Origin of the sequence: Pseudomonas sp. 21615526 (assembly GCF_013386245.1) — a bacterium.
Lineage (GTDB): Bacteria > Pseudomonadota > Gammaproteobacteria > Pseudomonadales > Pseudomonadaceae > Aquipseudomonas.
In genome coordinates, this window is record NZ_JACAOM010000023.1 from 1 (window position 1) to 18,422 (window position 18,422).

The 18,422-nt window shown below is 63.5% G+C and carries 17 protein-coding genes; 10 read left to right on the top strand and 7 right to left on the bottom strand.

All coding sequences use genetic code 11. From position 1 onward, the window contains the following. Positions 1–121 precede the first annotated feature (121 nt). From HX786_RS08510 to HX786_RS08525, 4 genes are all read left to right on the top strand, one after another. Complete coding sequence (locus tag HX786_RS08510) at positions 122–631, top strand: sigma-70 family RNA polymerase sigma factor (protein ID WP_177029375.1); 510 nt, start codon at positions 122–124, stop codon at positions 629–631. Between the two features lie 8 nt (positions 632–639). Beyond that, positions 640–1,599 carry a FecR domain-containing protein gene (locus HX786_RS08515; protein WP_178911939.1) on the top strand — a complete coding sequence of 320 codons (960 nt, stop codon included), beginning with the start codon at positions 640–642 and terminating at the stop codon, positions 1,597–1,599. Between the two features lie 91 nt (positions 1,600–1,690). Next, positions 1,691–3,484, top strand: coding sequence for an ABC transporter ATP-binding protein (locus HX786_RS08520; RefSeq protein WP_177051343.1), 1,794 nt, complete (start codon positions 1,691–1,693; stop codon positions 3,482–3,484). Further along, entirely contained in the window at positions 3,478–5,217 is a 1,740-nt protein-coding gene (locus HX786_RS08525; protein ID WP_178911940.1) for an ABC transporter ATP-binding protein, read from the top strand. Before HX786_RS08520 ends, HX786_RS08525 begins: the two co-directional genes overlap by 7 nt. Positions 5,218–5,251: 34 nt before the next feature. Here the strand turns inward: HX786_RS08525 and HX786_RS08530 are convergent, their stop codons facing one another. Then, positions 5,252–6,991: a dipeptidase gene (locus tag HX786_RS08530; RefSeq protein WP_178911941.1), complete on the bottom strand. Its 1,740-nt coding sequence runs from the start codon at positions 6,989–6,991 to the stop codon at positions 5,252–5,254. Between the two features lie 329 nt (positions 6,992–7,320). On the opposite strand from HX786_RS08530, the gene HX786_RS08535 reads away from it, so the two are divergent. Beyond that, positions 7,321–8,277: a Dyp-type peroxidase gene (locus HX786_RS08535; protein ID WP_003220100.1), complete on the top strand. Its 957-nt coding sequence runs from the start codon at positions 7,321–7,323 to the stop codon at positions 8,275–8,277. Here HX786_RS08535 and HX786_RS08540 read toward each other — a convergent pair. After that, the gene (locus tag HX786_RS08540) at positions 8,274–9,146 is read right to left on the bottom strand and encodes an undecaprenyl-diphosphate phosphatase (RefSeq protein WP_087694909.1); all 873 of its coding nucleotides are present in this window, start codon (positions 9,144–9,146) and stop codon (positions 8,274–8,276) included. The genes HX786_RS08535 and HX786_RS08540 overlap by 4 nt on opposite strands. 189 nt (positions 9,147–9,335) lie before the next feature. Between HX786_RS08540 and HX786_RS08545 the strand changes: the two genes are divergently transcribed. Beyond that, complete coding sequence (locus tag HX786_RS08545; RefSeq protein ID WP_032898758.1) at positions 9,336–9,842, top strand: GNAT family N-acetyltransferase; 507 nt, start codon at positions 9,336–9,338, stop codon at positions 9,840–9,842. A gap of 4 nt (positions 9,843–9,846) precedes the next feature. Here HX786_RS08545 and HX786_RS08550 read toward each other — a convergent pair whose 3' ends face one another. Further along, positions 9,847–10,803 carry a GlxA family transcriptional regulator gene (locus HX786_RS08550; RefSeq protein ID WP_003220105.1) on the bottom strand — a complete coding sequence of 319 codons (957 nt, stop codon included), beginning with the start codon at positions 10,801–10,803 and terminating at the stop codon, positions 9,847–9,849. 167 nt (positions 10,804–10,970) lie between these two features. Between HX786_RS08550 and HX786_RS08555 the strand changes: the two genes are divergently transcribed. Together HX786_RS08555 and HX786_RS08560 are read left to right on the top strand one after the other, a co-directional pair. Further along, entirely contained in the window at positions 10,971–11,648 is a 678-nt protein-coding gene (locus tag HX786_RS08555; RefSeq protein ID WP_177067837.1) for a type 1 glutamine amidotransferase domain-containing protein, read from the top strand. Between the two features lie 98 nt (positions 11,649–11,746). Continuing rightward, the gene (locus tag HX786_RS08560; RefSeq protein ID WP_102368728.1) at positions 11,747–12,871 is read left to right on the top strand and encodes an alkene reductase; all 1,125 of its coding nucleotides are present in this window, start codon (positions 11,747–11,749) and stop codon (positions 12,869–12,871) included. 7 nt (positions 12,872–12,878) lie between these two features. Here the strand turns inward: HX786_RS08560 and HX786_RS08565 are convergent, their stop codons facing one another. Together HX786_RS08565 and HX786_RS08570 are read right to left on the bottom strand one after the other, a co-directional pair. After that, entirely contained in the window at positions 12,879–13,484 is a 606-nt protein-coding gene (locus tag HX786_RS08565; RefSeq protein ID WP_178911942.1) for a glutathione S-transferase, read from the bottom strand. A 64-nt stretch (positions 13,485–13,548) separates the two neighbouring features. Next, positions 13,549–14,547 (bottom strand): NAD(P)H-quinone oxidoreductase, encoded by a 999-nt coding sequence (locus HX786_RS08570; RefSeq protein WP_087694905.1) that lies wholly within the window; start codon positions 14,545–14,547, stop codon positions 13,549–13,551. Positions 14,548–14,723: 176 nt separating this feature from the next. Between HX786_RS08570 and HX786_RS08575 the strand changes: the two genes are divergently transcribed. Continuing rightward, a complete protein-coding gene (locus tag HX786_RS08575; RefSeq protein ID WP_178911943.1) occupies positions 14,724–15,599 on the top strand; it encodes a LysR family transcriptional regulator in 876 nt (291 codons plus the stop codon). Between the two features lie 69 nt (positions 15,600–15,668). Here the strand turns inward: HX786_RS08575 and HX786_RS08580 are convergent, their stop codons facing one another. Beyond that, positions 15,669–16,487, bottom strand: coding sequence for an alpha/beta fold hydrolase (locus HX786_RS08580; protein ID WP_003220116.1), 819 nt, complete (start codon positions 16,485–16,487; stop codon positions 15,669–15,671). Between the two features lie 142 nt (positions 16,488–16,629). Between HX786_RS08580 and HX786_RS08585 the strand changes: the two genes are divergently transcribed. Further along, positions 16,630–17,697 carry an NAD(P)-dependent alcohol dehydrogenase gene (locus HX786_RS08585; protein WP_178911944.1) on the top strand — a complete coding sequence of 356 codons (1,068 nt, stop codon included), beginning with the start codon at positions 16,630–16,632 and terminating at the stop codon, positions 17,695–17,697. A gap of 159 nt (positions 17,698–17,856) precedes the next feature. Here HX786_RS08585 and mntP read toward each other — a convergent pair whose 3' ends face one another. Continuing rightward, positions 17,857–18,420: a manganese efflux pump MntP gene (mntP, locus tag HX786_RS08590; protein WP_003220119.1), complete on the bottom strand. Its 564-nt coding sequence runs from the start codon at positions 18,418–18,420 to the stop codon at positions 17,857–17,859. Between the last annotated feature and the right edge of the window lie 2 nt (positions 18,421–18,422).

The following is an 18,422-nucleotide window of genomic DNA, read 5'->3' on the forward strand; positions in this document are numbered from 1 at the left end:
GTACCCATAACCCCGCCATCCCCCCGCATTGCACCCGCAGCCCAGAGCCGATAGTCTTGCAAATCATTACCAGCCCAATCGCCCCAGCACCCCCGGGCCCATTGGGTAAAAGGAGAGGTTTGTGAACATCGGACAGTTCGCCTTTCAACGCCAGGTTGAAAATCTATACGTCGACCACAACGCCTGGCTACGTACCCTGTTGCGGCGCAAGCTGGGCAACGCATTCGACGCCGCCGACCTGGCCCACGACGTCTACCTGCAACTCATGCGCAAGGGCCAACTCCCGCCCACCGGCGAATCCCGGCGACACCTGACCCAGATCGCCAACGGCCTGGTCATCGACCTCTACCGCCGCCGCCAGATCGAATCCGCCTACCTGCAAGCCCTGGCCCTGTTGCCCGAACCCTGCGCCCCCGATGAAGAAACCCGCGCCCTGGCCATCGAGGCCCTGATCCAAATCGACGCCGCCCTGCACAGCCTGCCACCCAAGGCGCGCCAGGCCCTGTTGCTGTGCAAGCTCGATGGCCTGAGCTACCGCGAGATCGCCGCCGAGCTCCAGGTCTCCGTCTCCTCGGTGGAAAAGTACATCGCCGCCGGCCTGCTGGCCTGCTACCAGACCCTGTACGGCTGACCCTCGCAATGTCGACCGAGCAGCCAATCTCCCCGGATATCATCGAGCGCGCCGCCGCCTGGATGGCCCGCCTGTGGGCCGATGACGCCAGCGCCGAAGACCACGCCAACTGCCTGCACTGGCGCGCCGAACATCCCCACCACGAACTGGCCTGGACGCGCCTGCTGGGCTTCGAGCAAAAACTCCACAGCATCCCCGCGCCGGTGGCCAGGCACAGCCTGGCCGAACCCGACGCTCCCGACTCCCCCGACCGCCGGAGCACCCTGCGCCTGCTGGGCCTGTTGGTCGCAGCCGGTGGCCTCACCTACGGCGTGCGCCGCACCGACGCCTGGCAGCTGGCGAGTGCCGGCCATAGCACCCGCACCGGCGAAGTTCGCGAAGTGGTATTGCCCGACGGTACCCGCCTGGTATTGGGCCCGGCTTCAGCAGTTGACGTACAGTTCGATGACGACCAGCGCCTGGTGCTGCTGCGGGCCGGCGAGGTCTTCATCACGACCGCGCCGTCACCCCGGCCGTTTCGGGTGCAGAGTCGCCAGGGCGTGTTTCATGCCCTGGGCACGCGCTTCAGCCTGCGCCAATGCGACGACGGCAACTGCCAGTTGGCCGTGCTTGAGGGCACGGTGCAGGTACAGCCCGACCATGGCGCAGGTGCGCGGGTGGAGGCAGGTCAAGGCGCCACGGTTTCCAGGGACACCGTGCAGCCGACCGCAGCAGTGACTGACCGCAGCATCGCCTGGGTCAAGGGCCTGTTGGTGGCCGATGGTACCCGGCTGGACGAACTGATCGCCGAGCTGGGACGCTACCGCCGCGGTGTACTGCGCTGTGCGCCTGAGGTGGCGATGCTGCGGGTCAGCGGTGTATTGCACCTGGACAACACCGACCTGGCGCTGGACAACCTGGCCGCCGCGTTGCCGATCCAGGTGGTGCGGCGCACCCGCTATTGGGTGACGGTCCGCGCCCCTGCCTGAAAATTCCTTGAGGTTTCGATTGAGGGTTTTGGCCGCTCGTTCGGAAGATAAGGTAAGGGCGAGCAAAGGCTCATTCAGTCAGGGAGACTTCATGAGTAACAAGGATGTGGCTGCGGCCAAACCCAGGGGGCGGGGCGCGGTCTCGCAAGTGTTGCGGCCGGTGCGCGGGCGACTGATCGCTGCGGCACTGCTGGCCGGTGTGGGCAGTATGCTGACGCTGGTGCCGCTGGGGGGCATTGTGCATATCGCCAGGGTCGCCCTCGGCGCGCCGTCGATGGCCCAGGCATCGGGCGAGGTCTGGTTGACCATCAGCCTCAGCCTGGCGAGCCTGTTCGCGGGCCTGCTGTTGATGACAGTTGCGGAGACGGTCGCGCACCTGGCCGACAACCACATCACTCGCCACTTGCGCCTGGCCATCGCCCAGCGCCTGAGCCAGGTGCCGCTGGGCTGGTTCACCGAGCGGGCGTCGGGCGAGGTCAAGCAGGCGATGCAGGATGACATCGGCACCCTGCACAGCCTGACTGCGCATTTCTACACCACCGTGGGCCGTTGTGCCGGGGCCGTGCTGCTGTCGGCGGCTTATCTGTTCATGGTGGACTGGCGCATGGCGCTGGTCTCGCTGTTGCCGTTTCCGGGGTTTTTGCTGTTTTTTACCCGGGCGATGAAAGCCAGCGGCAGCCACATGCAGTCCTTTGTCGAGCGCATGACCCGGGTCAATAACGCGGTGGTCGAGTTCGTCAACGGCATTCCGGTGGTCAAGGCCTTCGGTGCCACCGGCAAGGCCCACGCCAGTTACCGCAAGGCGGTAGATGAGTTCAGCGAAGCCTTCGTTGAGTTCACCCGGCCACTGGTGGGGACGATGGCCAATGCCAACGCGATGATCGCCCCGGTGACGGTGCTCGCCATGGTGCTGACGTTTGGCCTGGTGTTTGTCAGCCTGGGCTGGATCAGCGCGGTGGAGGTGCTGCCGTTCGCCATTGTCGCACCAGGCATTTGCGCGCCACTGATGCTGCTGAGTTACATCATGCATGATCTGGACAACGCCACCGGCGCGGCCCAGCGCGTGCAGGCACTGCTGGCGACGCCGGTGCTGGCGCAGGTGGAGCCGGGGTGCGAACGCTTGCCCAAGGACGCCGAAGTACGCGTCGAAAACCTCGGGTACGCCTACGACCCGCAGCACCCGGTACTGTCGAACATCAGCTTTACCCTCAAGCCTGGCACCGTAACCGCCATCGTCGGGGCCTCGGGTTCGGGCAAGTCGACCCTGGCGCGCCTGCTGCTGCGGTTTTTTGACCCGACCGAGGGGCGTATCACCCTGGGCGGCGTCGACCTGCGGCAGATCGAGACCTCGCAGCTCTACAACCTGATCGGCTTTGTGCTGCAAGAGGTGCGCCTGGTCCACGCCAGCGTTGCCGAAAACATCGCCCTGGGCCGGCCCAGCGCCAGCCGCAAGGAAATCGAGGCGGCGGCACGGGCCGCGAATATTCATGAGTGCATCATCGGCTTGCCACGGGGCTATGCCTCGGTGATTGGCGAGGACGCGCAGTTGTCCGGTGGCGAGCAGCAGCGTATCAGCATCGCCCGCGCAGTGTTGCTGGCGCCGCCGGTGCTGGTGCTGGATGAACCCACGGCCGCCGCCGATGCTGCAAACGAGGTGGCAATCCAGGAGGCGCTGTCGCGCTTCGCCCAAGGGCGCACGCTGTTGGTGATTGCCCATCGCCTCGATACCGTGATGCACGCCGACCACATCATCGTGCTGGAAAACGGCCGTATTGTTGAACAGGGCACCCATCCTCGACTGATCGCGCAAGAGGGCCGCTATGCGCGCCTGTGGGCGTCGGGCGGTTACAAACAGACCCGCGAACAGGCGCTGCCGACATGCTGAAAACCTTTATCGAACTGTTGGGCGATGACGGGCCGGTCTTCCGTCGCTATGTCGGGAAAGTGATGTTCTACGGTGCGCTGTGCGGGCTGACCCTCGCCGCCCTGGTGCCGGTACTCACCGACATGCTCAACGGTGATCTGGCCGAAGCGGCGTTGTGGCTGGTGGTGTTCCTGGCGGCGGTGGCGACGTGTTGGGCTACGCGACGCGAGGTTGAAAAGGCTGGCGTCGCGGTGGGTGTGGCGGTGCTGCAAGGCGGGCGCCAGCGCATCGGCGACCATGTGGCCGAACTGCCTGTCGGTTGGTTCACGCCCGATAACACGGCGCGGCTCAACCAGGTGGTGACCCAGGGCATGATGGCCGTGGCTCAGCTGCCGGCCCATGTATTTACTCCGGTGCTCAGCGGCGTGGTGACGCCATTGGTGCTGGTACTGGCGTTGTTTGTGCTGCACTGGAAGATGGGCCTGATCGCCTTGCTGGCGTTGCCGATTCTCGGCGGCGCGTTCTGGCTCAGCGCCCGCCTTGGGCAGCGCGCCGACCGGGCGTTCCAGCGCAGCTCGGCCGACACCAGCCAGCGCATGCTGGAGTTCGCCCAGTTGCAGTCGGTGTTGCGTGCCTTCAGTGGCGGCGGCAGCTCGGTGTTCCTGCAACGGGCGATCGAGCAGCAGCACGCGACCGGGGCGCGCCTGATCCTGCTGTCCGCCACCTCGATTCTGCTGAACATGTGGCTGGTGCAGGTGGTGTTCGCGGCCTTGTTGATCGCCGCCGCGCTCTGGCTTGACGCTTACCTGGGAAATGCCTTGCACGTGGGCTCGGTGATTGCGGTGATGGTGTCGCTGTTGCTGGTCAGCCGCTTCATTGACCCGTTGCTGGAGGTGGCCGGCTATGGCGAAACGTTGCGCGGTGCCGGGGTGCAGCTTGAGGCGGTGCGCGAGATATTGGCCGCGTCGCCCCTGAAGGTGCCGAGCGCGCCGCAATCTCCACGGGATGCCTCGGTGGAACTGTTCGATGTGAGCTTTCGCCACGCGGCCGGTTCGCGGGACGTGCTGCGCGGGGTGAACCTGCGTATTGAGCCCGGCAGCATGACCGCGCTGGTGGGGGCTTCCGGTTCGGGCAAGACCACGCTGTTGCGGTTGGTCGCACGGTTTTTCGAGGTCAGCCAGGGCCAGGTGTGCATCGGTGGCGTGGACGTGCGACAGATGTCCGGCGAGCAGCTCAACGCGCAAATCAGCCAGATCTTCCAGGACACGTACCTGTTCCAGGGCAGCGTCGCCGACAACATTCGCCTCGGCAAACCCGACGCCAGCGACGCACAAGTGTTGGAGGCCGCGCGGCAGGCCGGTGTGCAGGCGATTATCGAGCGCCTGCCCATGGGCCTGTCGACCACGGTGGGTGAGGGCGGGGCACGCCTGTCCGGTGGCGAGCGTCAGCGTGTCGCGATCGCCCGTGCGTTGATCAAGGGCGCGCCGATCCTGCTGGTGGACGAAGCCACGGCTGCACTGGACGCCGAGAACCAGGCGGTCATCGCCGAAACCCTGGCACGCTTGCGCGGCACATGCACGCTGATCGTGATCGCGCATCAGCTGTCGACAGTGGTGATGGCCGACCAGATCGTGGTGCTCGATGAAGGCCGGATCGTGGAGCAGGGCACGCCTGAGCAATTGACCGCAAGGCAAGGGCGCTATGCCCGGTTCCTCGCGCAGCGGCGGGCGTCGAAAGGCTGGCGTATCGCTTAGTGGACCCGCCAGGGCGGCGGGTCCGAAGGGCAGGTCAGAGCTTTGGCAGTTGCCCGATGCGGCCCATCATTTCGGTGACGATCTGCAGGTCCAGCAGGAACTGGTCGACGGTCTTGAACTCGTTGTCGGTATGGCCGGTGTACTTGACCTCCGGCCGTGCCAGGCCGAATTGCACGCCGTTGGGCAGCTCATGCACCGAGGTAGCGCCGGCAGACGTGCCGTACTTGTGCTCCATGCCCAGGTTCTCGCTGGCCACCGCCAACAGCGCCTTGACCCACTCGCCCTCAGGGTTGCGGTACATCGGCTCGGCGATCGAGTAATCGAAGGTCACAGCCACGTGGTTTTTCTTGGTCCAGGCGCTGAGCTTGTCGGCGATTTCGGCCTTGAGCGCTTCCGGTGACTTGCCCTTTGGCACCCGCAGGTTGACCGCCAGCTTGAAGGTAGTGTCATCTTCGCCCACATAGGTCAGCGAGGTGGTCAGCGGGCCCATGAACGCATCGGAGAAGCCCACGCCCAGCTTGGCGCCCAGGTAATCCAGGCCCCAGTTGTTGGCGGCGTAGTGCGCGGCGTCGGTGAACTGGTTGTGCTTGAGCGCGACCTTGCCGTCGAGGCTGTTGAGGAAGTCGAGGACCCTGGCTACCGGGTTCACCCCGGATTCCGGTTCGGAGGAGTGGGCGGACACGCCAGTGACGGTCAACTGAACGTCCTTGCCGACGACCTTGGCCGCCACTTCAAAGTCGCCGCCATTGCGCTTGGCGTACTCGCTGCCGGCCTTTTGCAGGCTGGCGGCCAGTTCGGCAGGCTTGTCGCTGAGCAATGTCACCACCGACGCCGACGGAATCTGGTTGGTGGCCTTGCCACCGGTCATCGAGATGATTTCTGCGCCTTTGCCTTCAGCCTTGCGCTTGGGGAACTTGGCCATGACCGTGCCGTAGCCTTTCTCGGCGATCACCACCGGGTAGCCGCCGTCCAGCGCCAGGTTGTAGTTGGGCGTTGGGTTGTGCTCGAAGTAGTACGGGATCGCGTCGCCGGAGGTTTCCTCGGTGGTGTCCACCAGCAGCTTGAAATTGCGCGCCAGCGGCAGCTTCTCTTCCTTGATCACCTTCATCGCGTACATCGCCACCACGATGCCGTTCTTGTCATCCTCGGTGCCGCGACCATACATCCGGTCGCCGATCAGCGTGACCTTGAATGGGTCGAGCTTGGTGCCGTCCTTGAGCACCCAGTTTTCCGGGGTTACCGGTACCACGTCCGCGTGAGCGTGGATGCCGACCACTTCATCGCCGCTGCCTTCCAGGGAAACCTCGTAGACGCGGTTGTCGATGTTGCGGAAGTTCAGGTTGAACGACTCGGCCAGGCTCTTGATCTTGGCGGCGATCTTGATGAACTCGGGATTGTCGTGCTGGGCCACGCCGGCGACCTGGAAGGTCGGGATCTCCACCAGCTCACGCAGGGTTTCAGTGGCGGCCGCACCGTACTTCACCCGCGCATACAGGCCCAGCAGGCGATGGATTTCATTCTGCTGGTCGGCGCTCAGGTCCTTGTTGTCGAGAAAGGCACTGATGGCCGGGCCGAGGTTGTCGCTCTTGGCCACGTCACTCTTGGCCAGGCTGGCGAGGAACTGCCGGAAATCCTTGACCGAGGCATCGCTGAAGGTCTTCAGGATGACGGCGTTCTGTTGTGGGGTGAGGTTGGCTTGAGCTTGGGTGGTGAACACCGAAAGGCTGGCGGCCATCAGGGTGGCTACGGCCAGTTGCTTGAGGGAAAAATCCATTGCTGGGGGCATTCCTTTGCAGGGAGTGAGTGAGAAATGTCTGATCGAAAGGTCAGAAACAATTTCACACACTACCATCGGGAGGGCGCAGGAGGGGAGCCCCCGTTGTGGGATTTGTCCGGAGGAAATGCACAAGTGGCGCATAAACGAAAATCCAGTGTGGGAGCTGTCGAGCTTTAGCGAGGCTGCGATAGCGGTGGGTCAGGCAGCATCAATGTTGACACTGCTGCCGCCTTCGCAGCCTCGCTAAAGCTCGACAGCTCCCACAGGGTTTGGTGGTCTGCTAATCTGCGCTCGTTGAATCTCGACCGCCACCCGTGGACCTCTCAATGACATCGCCATCCGATCAAAACCTTGAACCCCAATCCGTCTGCAGCCCGATCACCAGCAGTGCCATTTTCATGGTCGCGACCCTGGCGCCTGGCAGTGACTCGGCTGAGGCGGTGCGCAGCTGGTGCGCCGATATCGCCGGCCTGGTGCGCTCGGTCGGCAAGCGGGTGCCAGCCGGCAATCTGACGTGTGTCGCAGGGTTTGGCTCCAAGGCGTGGGACGCGCTGTTCGGGGGGCCGCGGCCAGCAGCGTTGCATCCGTTCAAGGAAGTGGGCGTGGCCGGGCGCCTGGCGCCGGCCACGCCGGGGGATATCCTGCTGCACATTCGTGCCGAGCAGATGGACCTGTGTTTCGAATTGGCCACCCAGTTGATGGCGGCGCTGGGGGATGCGGTGACGGTGGTGGACGAGGTCCAGGGTTTCCGCTATTTCGACATGCGCAGCATCATCGGTTTTGTCGACGGCACCGAGAACCCGGTCGGGCGCAAGGCGGTGGGTTTCACCATCGTCGGTGATGAGGATCCGGCGTTCAGCGGCGGCAGCTATGTAATGGTGCAGAAGTACCTGCACAACATGCAGGCCTGGAATGAATTGTCGGTGGAGGCGCAGGAGCGGGTGATCGGGCGCACCAAGCTGTCGGACATCGAGCTCGACGATGCGACCAAACCGAGCAATTCCCACAGTGCATTGACCACCATCACCAAGGACGGCGAGGAAGTGAAGATCCTGCGGGACAACATGCCCTTTGGCCGGCCGGGCGCGGGGGAATTCGGGACGTACTTTATCGGCTACGCGCGCTCGCCAGAGCCTTTGGAGTTGATGCTGGAGAACATGTTTGTCGGCCGACCGGTCGGCAACTATGACCGCCTGCTGGACTTCAGCACGGCGGTCACCGGCGGCCTGTTCTTCATACCGTCAGCGGATTTGCTCGAAGAACTGGCCGACCGCGCGCCTTAGGCCAACAACCCGGTGCTCACCGCCACAATCAGGAATATCCCGAGCACCGCGCGGTAGATCACGAACGGCCAGGTGGAGAATCGCTCCAGGAACTTCATCAGGCCCCAGATCGCGAAGAACGCCGACACACTGGCGACCACCAGCCCGAAGATCAGGTGCGGCCAGGCGTGGGCGGGCAGGTCGGCGTGGAACAATACCCACAGCTCTTTCAGCCCCGCGAGGGCGATCGCCGGCAAGCCCAGCAGGAACGAAAACCGCGCCGCTTCTTCACGCTTGAAGTTGAGGAACAGTGCGGCGGTCAGGGTCGAGCCCGAGCGGGAAACCCCTGGAATCAGCGCGCCGATCTGCGCAATGCCGACAATCAGCGCATCCCGCAGGCGCATTTCGCCCACCGTGCGCTTATGCCTCGCGCTGAGTTCAGCCGCCGCCAGCAGCACCGCCATCACCAGGCAGGAAATCCCGATCACCATCAGCCCGCGCAGCGGCGAGTTGCAGGAGTTGAGGGTCGACGACAAGGCTATCCCGGCAATCCCGATCGGAATCGTCGCCAGCACAATGGCCACCGCCAGCTTGAACCACTGGTTGTTGTAGTCACCCTGGCGCACCGCGGTGATGCTGCCGACCGTGACCTGGCGTACATCCTTCCAGAAGTAACTGACCACTGCTGCCAGGGCGGCCAACTGCATGGCCGCGGAAAACGCCGAGCCGGGATCCGGCCAGCCGAGCAGGGCGGGCACGATGCGCATGTGGGCGGTGGAAGACACGGGCAACAATTCGGTGATGCCCTGAATGATGCCCAGGATGCCTATTTGCAGGTAATCCAGGGACGCAAAGCCGACATCGAGGCCGCTGGTGCAGACGTTTGTCAAAGTACTTATCCTGAAAGCAAGGGGAGGGAAGTGACGCGGAGTTTAGTCTAACTTTGTAACGATTTTGTCGTTGACACGAGAAAAGCGCGATCGGTTCAGCAAGCAGAAAGCTTGGCCGGTGTATTGGCATTGCAGGTGGCTTTGTTGACAATGGCAGCCTGTTTTTTTGCCGAGATGCCCATGCCTGCAATCCCCGATACCACCGTCGAACTGATCGAGACCGGCCCGGAACACGCCACGTTGATCGCCAACCTTTACCAGTTCTACGCCTACGAGTCCTCGGACTGGGAACAGGAAGATGTCGAGGTGGACGGTCGCTTCTACATCCATGAGGAGCACCTGGCCCGCTACTGGGAAGACCCGCAGTGGAGTGCCAACCTGCTGCTGGTCGACGGCTTCATCGCCGGCTTCCTGCTGATCGAAGGCAGCGAACTGCCGGGGATCGATGCGCTGGAACTGGCGGACCTGTTCATCCTCAAACGCTACCGCCGCAAGGGTATTGGCCGCGCCATCGCCACTCAGGTGTTGAGCAGCGGCGAGGCGAACTGGCTGGTGCGTTTCTATGATCAGGATGAAGTGAGCCAGGCGTTCTGGCGCACGGTGTTGGATAACCTGCCGCGTCCGGTGCAGGCCATCGAGCTGGACGATGAGCCAAACCTGCTGAGCTTCCTGGTGACGCGCGCAGCGCTGCACTGAACCATCAACTGAACGCGGCGCCAGCCCCTGCACTGAACAATGCCGCCTGCATCGCCTGTGGCGGCTGGCCGAACGCCCGCAGGAACGCCTGGCGCATGCGCTCGCGATCACCGAACCCGGTCTCGCGGGCGACCACTTCCACCGGATGCCGACTGGTTTCCATCATTGCCCGGGCGGCTTCCACCCGCAGGGATTCGATGGCCTTGGCCGGGGTTTGCCCGGTCTCCTCGCGAAACACCCGGCTGAACTGGCGTGGGCTGAGCCGCGCCACGGCCGCCAGGGCCTCGACCGAAAGGTCGTGGGTCAGGTTCTCCCGGGCGTAGGCCAGGGCCAACTGCACACGGTCGGACTTGGGGTCGAGTTCCAGCAACGCCGATAGCTGCGACTGTTCGCTGCCACGGCGCTGGGCAATCACCAGCTTGCGCGCGATGCGGCGGGCGAGGTCGCTGCCCAGGTCGTTCTCCACCATCGCCAGCGCCAGGTCCACCCCGGCGCTCATGCCGGCACCGGTCCAGATCTGGCCGTCAACCACGAACAGCTTGTCTTCCTCCAGGCGAATCTGCGGGTAGCGCTTGGCAAAGGCCGGTGCGTGCAGCCAGTGGGTGGTGGCGCGCTTGCCTTCGAGCAATCCCGCCTCGGCCAGCACGAAGATGCCCATGCACAACGAAGCAATCCGCCGCGACTGTTTGGACGCCGCCTGGACCAGCCTCGGCAGGCTGGCGTCAGGCAGTTGGAACTCCAGGTAACCGCTGACGATCAATGTGTCATAGCCCTCGGGCCGGATCGGCGTACTGTTCACCGAGAAGCCCTGGGACGTCATGATCGGGCCGCCACTTTCCGACACCAGGTGAAACTCATACGCCTGCTCGCCACGCAGCAGATTGGCGCACTCGAACACCGAGCCCAGGCTGAGGCTCAAGGATTGAAAGTTCGGGTACACCATCAGCGCAATGCTGTGCATCTCATCTCTCCAGGGGGCGCGGAGCGGTGATTGTCGGCGTGTGCCAGGGAAACGGCAACCGCCTTGGCGCAATGTCCGGAATCCTTGCGGACATGACATTGTGCGGTTTTGGCCCGGCTCCTAAGCTTGATTCCATTCCAACCCACATCACCCCGAGGCACTGGCACATGAAAGTATTGATGGTTTTGACTTCTCACGACCAGCTTGGCAACACCGGCCGCAAGACCGGGTTCTGGCTCGAAGAATTTGCTGCTCCCTACTACGCGTTCAAGGACGCCGGGGCCGACGTGACCCTGGCTTCGCCGGCCGGTGGGCAGCCGCCCCTGGACCCGGTCAGCGACCTGCCGGATTCGCAAACCGACCAGACCCGCCGCTTCGCCAGCGACCCGGCGGCGCAACAGGCCCTGGCCACCACCGTGAAGCTGGAGTCGGTCAACGCCGGCGACTTCGACACCGTGTTCTACCCAGGCGGCCACGGCCCGCTGTGGGACCTGGCAGAGTCGAAAACCTCCATCGACCTGATCGAAGCCTTCGAGCGTGCGGGCAAGCCGATTGGCTTTGTGTGCCACGCCCCGGGCGCCTTGCGTCACGTCAAGGCGGTCAACGGCGAGCCGCTGGTCAAGGGCCGGCGCGTCACCGGCTTCTCCAACTCCGAAGAAGCGGCGGTTGGGCTGACCGACGTGGTGCCTTTCCTGATTGAGGATGATTTCAAGGCGCTGGGCGGCACGTATGAGAAGGGTGCCGATTGGCAATCCTTTGTGATTGAAGATGGCCTGCTGGTCACCGGGCAGAATCCTGCCAGTTCCAGTGACGTTGCCAAAGCGCTGTTGAAGCTGACCGCGTAACCCGCTGAATCCCCCCCAAAAGTACGTTGTTGGTGGCTCCCCTGACCGGGAGCCGGCAGCTTCTGCTTGTCTGAAATTTGAATCCGGAACTTTCCCCCATGAGCAACAGCGCTTTAGGTACCCCGATCACACTGGGGCACCACACCCTGAAAAACCGCATCGTCCTGCCGCCGCTTACCCGCCAGCGAAGTGCCCAGCCCGGTGATATCGCCACGGACTTGATGGCGCTTTATTACCGCCAGCGTGCTACCGCCGGCTTCATGGTCAGCGAGGGCACGCAGATCGAGCCTCGCGGCCAGGGTTACGCCTGGACCCCGGGCATCTATACACCGGAGCAGATTGACGGCTGGCGTACCGTGACCGATGCCGTGCATGCCGAAGGCGGCGTGATCTTCGCCCAGCTTTGGCATGTGGGTCGTGTGTCCCATCACGAACTGCAGCCCGACGGCGCAGCACCCGTCGCGCCGTCGGCGATCCAGCCGCAGCAAGCCAAGGCATTCGTTGCAACCGGGCCCGGCACCGGTAAGTTGGTGCAGCCACCCGAGCCGCGCGCCCTGGCTACCGCCGAGGTCAAGGAGTTGGTGGGGCTTTACGCCCAGGCTGCAAAAAATGCATTGGCCGCAGGCTTCGATGGCGTGGAAATTCATTCGGCCAACGGCTACCTGGTCAACCAGTTCATCTCGGCGCATTCCAACCAGCGCGACGATGAATACGGTGGCTCACTGCACAATCGCCTGCGGTTCCTGCGGGAAATCGTCGAGGCGGTGGCCGAAGTAGTCGGCCCGCAGCGCCTGGGTGTGCGCTTTGCGCCGTTGTTCAGCGGCACTGACCAGGACCGGGTCTACATCGGCCTTGTCGAGGAAGACCCGCATCACACCTACATCGAGGCGATCAAGGTGCTTGAGGCGGCCGGCATCGCCTACGTGTCGATTGCCGAGGCCGACTGGGACAATGCCCCCGAGTTGCCCGAGTCGTTCCGCCAGGCGGTGCGTGACACCTTCAGCGGCCGGATCATCTACGCCGGCCGCTACACCGCAGAGCGCGGCGTGCGGCTGGTAGAGGCGGGGCTGGCAGACCTGATCGCGTTTGGCCGGCCGTACATTGCCAATCCCGACTTGCCCCAACGCCTGCTCAACGGTTGGCCGCTGAACCCGTTGAACGCGGACGGCCTGTATGGCGGCACCGAGGTGGGCTTCACCGATTACCCGGTGTATGCCGGGTAGGCACGGGCTACTCGATCGGGTATTTGCCGAATGCCGGGTGCTGCTCGGCGAGGGCCGCGTGGCGTTGCAAGTGGGGAAACGCATCGGCCTTCACGACGTCGGCTATCTTCAGCTGGGTGAAGGACCAGGCGACCGCCACCGTCAGGCTCGCCTGGGTCAGCGGCAAGTCGCTGTCGCGCTCGGCCACCCGCGCCTCCAATAACGCATAGGCCGCCAGCAGTTGTCCGGTCACGCGGTCGATCCACGGCTGATGCAGTTTTTCGGCGGGCCGCAGGTGATGTTCGTAGACGATCTGCACGGTCTTTTCGCACGCTGCCAGCGCCAGGCCGATCACTTGCAGATCCCTGGCAAGCGCTGGGGCTGACGGGGGCAGCAATCGGCTGCCGGCCGGCGCCAGGGCTTCCAGGTACTCGAGGATCAAGCCGGAATCCATCAGCACCGTGTCGTCGTCGAGCACCAGCGTCGGTGCCTTGACTACCGGGTTGATCCCGGAAAACTCATCGAAGGTGCTGAACACCGACAGTGCCTGGTGTTCGAACGCGACGCCGTACAGTTCCAGGGAAATGGCCACGCGGCGCACGTAGGGCGAGTCCAGCATGCCGACCAGTTTCATGAAGCCTCCATTAACCGCAGTGTTTTGTTCTGATGACGTTATAAACCGTTTTTCCGCATGTTTATCAATCCACCCGCAACACAATCTTGCCGATATGGTCGCCACCTTCCATGCGCGCATGGGCCTTCGCGGCGTCGGTATAGGCATACACCTCATCGATCATCGGCAGGCAACGCCCGGCCGACAGCACCGGCCACACGTGTTCGCGCAGTTGTGCGGCAATCGCGGCTTTTTCTTCCCGGGTGCGTGAGCGCAACAACGAGCCGGTAACGATCGCGCGTTTGCCGAGGATCGCCAGCAGGTCGATGTCTTTGGCGCGTGCGCCGCCGAGGAAGCCCAGCATCACCAGGCGACCTTCCATGGCCAGGGCGCTGATGTTGTCGTTCAGGTAGGAGCCACCCATGATGTCGAGGACCACATTGACACCCTTGCCCGCGGTCTTGTCAGCGATGACCTCGGCGAAATTCTGTTCCCGGTAGTTGATCGGCTCGGCTCCCAGTTCGCGGATGGCGGCGCATTTTTCCACGCTGCCGGCGGTGGCGAACGCTTCGATACCGAACTCGCGGCAGAGCATCAGCGCGGTGGTGCCGATGCCGCTGGTGCCGCCATGGATCAACACGCGCTGGCCTTTATGCGCACCGCCGATGCCGAACAGGTTGGCCCATACGGTGAAGAAGGTTTCCGGGATCGCTGCCGCCTGAATCCAGTCCAGGCCATCGGGAAGCGGCAAGGTCTGGCTGGCGGGCACTGCGCAGTACTGCGCATAACCGCCGCCATTGGTCAGGGCGCACACCTTGTCGCCCAGCGCGTACTCGCTGACGCCTTCGCCCAGCGCAACCACCACACCGGCCACTTCCAGCCCGGGAATCGGGCTCATGCCGGGTTTCATCGGGTACGTGCCGGCGCGTTGCAGGGCGTCCGGGCGATTGACGCCCGCGGCGTGCACGCGGATCAGCACTTCGCCGGGGCCGGCGACAGGTACCGGCTCCTGGCGTGGTTGCAGGACTTCGGGGCCGCCGGGGCTGGTGATTTCGATCAGGGTCATTTCGTGGGGCAGAGTCATTTGAGCGCACCTGTAGCAATGAACGTATGGGTTGGGACCGCGCCCGTTACCGAGCGGTTCAGCCTGCTGGCGATCCTGGGTATTTTCTCTGGTGCCCAGCATAGCCGTGATGAGTGATGCAATAATGCTGCGATTACACGTCACGCTGATGCAAAAATGCATCGAAGGGGAAAGCCATGAATTGGGACGATGCGCGGGTGTTCCTCGCGGTGTGCCGCGAGTCCACATTACGCGGGGCCGCGCGGGTGCTGGGGGTGGATCAGGCCACCGTGGGGCGACGGGTCAATGCCCTGGAAAAGTCCTTGAACGCAACGTTGTTCTTGCGCACCTCCGAGGGCTATGCGCTGACCGCCGTGGGTGAGGCCGCGTTGCAATCGGTGGAGAACATGGAGCGCTCGGCCCTTGACCTGGAGCGTCAGGTCCTGGGCCTGGACGACCGCCTGACCGGCACCGTACGGGTGACCACCACCGATTCCCTGGCCATCGACTTCCTGATCCCGGCCATTGCCCGGCTGCACGATGCGCACCCTAACGTGCGCGTGCAGATGGACGCTTCGACCCAGTTGCTTAACCTGGCCAAACGCGAAGCCGATATCGCGGTGCGCAATACCCGCCCGGACAACCCCGACCTGATCGCCCGGCGCATCGCCCGCTGGCCGGTGGGGCTGTTTGCCTCGCAGGCGTATATCGATCGGCACGGCGCACCCGAACCGGGCAGCCTGTTCGAAGGACACGACCTGGTGGTGTACCAGCCGCACCTGCAAAGCCAGAAGGACCTGACCCTGGTCAGCGAGCCGCTGGGACGCGGGCGTATTGTTGCGGCCTTGAGTTCAAGCCTGTTGGTTCGCCGCTCCATCGCCGCAGGGATCGGTATCGGTGAGGTTCCGATAGTTTCCGGCGAACGCGACGGCCTGGTGCGGCTGTGGCCGGACCGTACGCGGCCGTTGCCCTACGATGTGTGGCTGGTGACCCATGCCGACCTGCGGCACACCGCCCGGGTGCGGGTGGTGATCGACGAGATCGTCGCGGGGTTTGCCGGCACCGGGGAATAGTACGACTGCCTGAAAAGGCCGGGTGTCAGCCCGGCCAGAAATAAGCCGTCGCAGGAGAACGCAATCGGCTCAGCGTTGTAGGAAGGCCAGCAGATCTTCGTTCAAGGCTTGCTGGTGGGTCACCGCAAAACCATGGGGGGCATCCTTGTACACCTTCAACTGCGCGCCTTTGATCATCTGCGCGGCGACCTTGCCGGTAGTTTCGAACGGCACGATCTGGTCGCCATCACCGTGGATAACCAGGGTTGGCACGTCGATCCTGGCCATGTCCGGGCGGAAGTCGGTTTCCGAGAACGCGGTGACGCAATCCACCGTCGCCTTGAGCGAGGCGAGCAGGGCGATGTTCAGTGTTTGAGTCAATACACCGCTGGAGACCTGTTGGCCCTTGTTGATGCCATAGAACGGCGTATTGAAGTCTGCCAGGAACTGCGCGCGATCCTTCAGCAGCGCGGCCTTGAACCCGTCAAACGCTGCCATCTCGACACCTTGCGGGTAATCCGGCTTTTGCCCGAACAGCGGCGTCACCGCCCCCAGCAACACCAGCCCGGCCACGCGCGCGCTGCCATGGCGGGCGATATAGCGGCTGACATCGCCGCCGCCCATGGAGAAGCCCACCAGGGTCACGTCCTGCAGATCCAGATGGTTGATCAACTGGGCGATATCGTCGGCAAAGGTGTCGTAGTCGTTACCGGTCCAGGGCTGGTCCGAGCGGCCAAAACCACGGCGGTCGAACGCGATGGTGCGGTAGCCGCGGCTGCTCAGGTACTCCATCTGGTATTCCCACATATCGGCATCCAGCGGCCAGCCGTGGCTGAACAGCACCGGTTTGCCGGTGCCCCAGTCCTTGTAGTAGAGCTCGGTACCGTCTTGTGTGCGTAGGGTGCTCATGGCAAAACTCCTTGGGTGAGAGGGCAGCCAATACTATAGGCGCAGAATCTGACGAGGGACTTGTATGCCTGTGCTCGGTTGAACGGTTCAGCGTCTATGCTGGTCAACTGCTTTCTACCGTCTGAACAAACAGGTGAACGAAATGGCCAAGACTTACAGCTACGCCGCTCGTGACTCCAAGGATTCGCTCAAACCCTTCACGTTCGAACGTCGCGCCCCCGGGGCCGATGATGTGCAGATCGACATCCTCTATTGCGGCGTCTGCCACTCGGACCTGCACACCGTACGCAACGAATGGAAAAACACCCTGTACCCGTCGGTACCGGGCCATGAAATCGTTGGCCGAGTGACCGCCGTGGGCGCCAATGTCAGCAAGTTCAAGGTGGGCGATTTGGCCGGTGTCGGCTGCATGGTCGACAGCTGCCAGCACTGCGAATCCTGCGCCGAGGGCGAGGAGCAGTATTGCGAAAACAGCTTCACCGGCACCTACAACGGCCCGGCTTTTGGCGGCGAAAACACCTTCGGCGGCTACTCGGACAATATCGTGGTCAAGGAGAAGTTCGTCCTGCGGATCTCCCACGACGAGAGCAACCTGGCGGCGGTCGCGCCGCTGCTGTGTGCAGGCATCACCACCTACTCACCGCTGCACCACTGGAACGTCGGGCTGGGCAAGCGCGTCGGCGTTGTCGGCCTCGGTGGCCTGGGCCATATGGCGGTGAAAATCGCTCATGCCATGGGCGCCTACGTGGTGCTGTTCACCACCTCGCCGAACAAGCGCGAAGACGGCCTGCGACTGGGGGCCGATGAAGTGGTGGTGTCGAAGAACGCGGACGAAATGGCCAAGGTTGCCAACTCCCTGGACTTCATCCTCAACACCGTGGCCGCGTCCCACAATCTCGACGCCTTCCTCAACCTGCTCAAGCGCGACGGCACCATGACCCTGGTGGGCGCCCCGGATAGCCCGCACCCGTCACCGACCGTGTTCAACCTGATCTTCAAGCGTCGCAGCCTGGCCGGGTCGTTGATCGGTGGCATCCAGGAAACCCAGGACATGCTGGATTTCTGCGCCAGGCACGGGATTGTCTCGGACATCGAGATGATCGACATCCAGGGCATCAATGACGCCTACGAGCGCATGCTCAAGGGCGATGTGAAGTATCGGTTCGTGATCGACATCGAGAGCCTGAAGAAAGAAAAACACGCGGCCTGATTGATCGCCGCCGATCCCTGTAGGAGCGGGCTGGTGTGGGAGCGGGCTTGCTCGCGAAGGCGGTGTGTCAGTCGCTCAATAGGCTGGCTGAACCACCGCTTTCGCGAGCAAGCCCGCTCCCACCCAAGCCCGCTCCCACATTTTGATCTTCGCCGGTTTCTAGGCCGACAGGTGCTCATACAAAATCGTCGCACCCACCAGCATCAACACCACGCCGCCAACCATCTCGGCGCGCTTGCCGACCACAGTCCCCAACACCCGGCCAAGCATCATGCCGATGGTTACCATGGTCATCGTCGCCAAGCCGATCGCCGCAGCGGCCACCAGGATATTCACGTCGACAAACGCCAGGCCTACGCCCACCGCCAGGGCATCAATGCTGGTGGCAAACGCGGTCACGGCAAGAATCATGAACGAGTGCTGGCTCGGTTTCTCTTCCTCTGGATCATCGGCCTTCAAGCCGTTGTAGATCATGTGCAGGCCCAGGGCTACCAGCAGGGTAAAGGCGATCCAGTGGTCCCACTGTTCCACCCAGCGAGTGGCGGCCTGGCCGATGGCCCAGCCGATGATCGGCGTGATCGCTTCGATCACACCAAAGATCAGGCCGGCCCGCAGGGCTTCGGTCAGGCGTGGTTTGTGCAGGCTGGAACCTTTGCCAATGGCCGCCGCAAAGGCGTCCGTGGACATGGCAAGGGCGAGAAGAATCAGGGAAATGGGGTTCACGG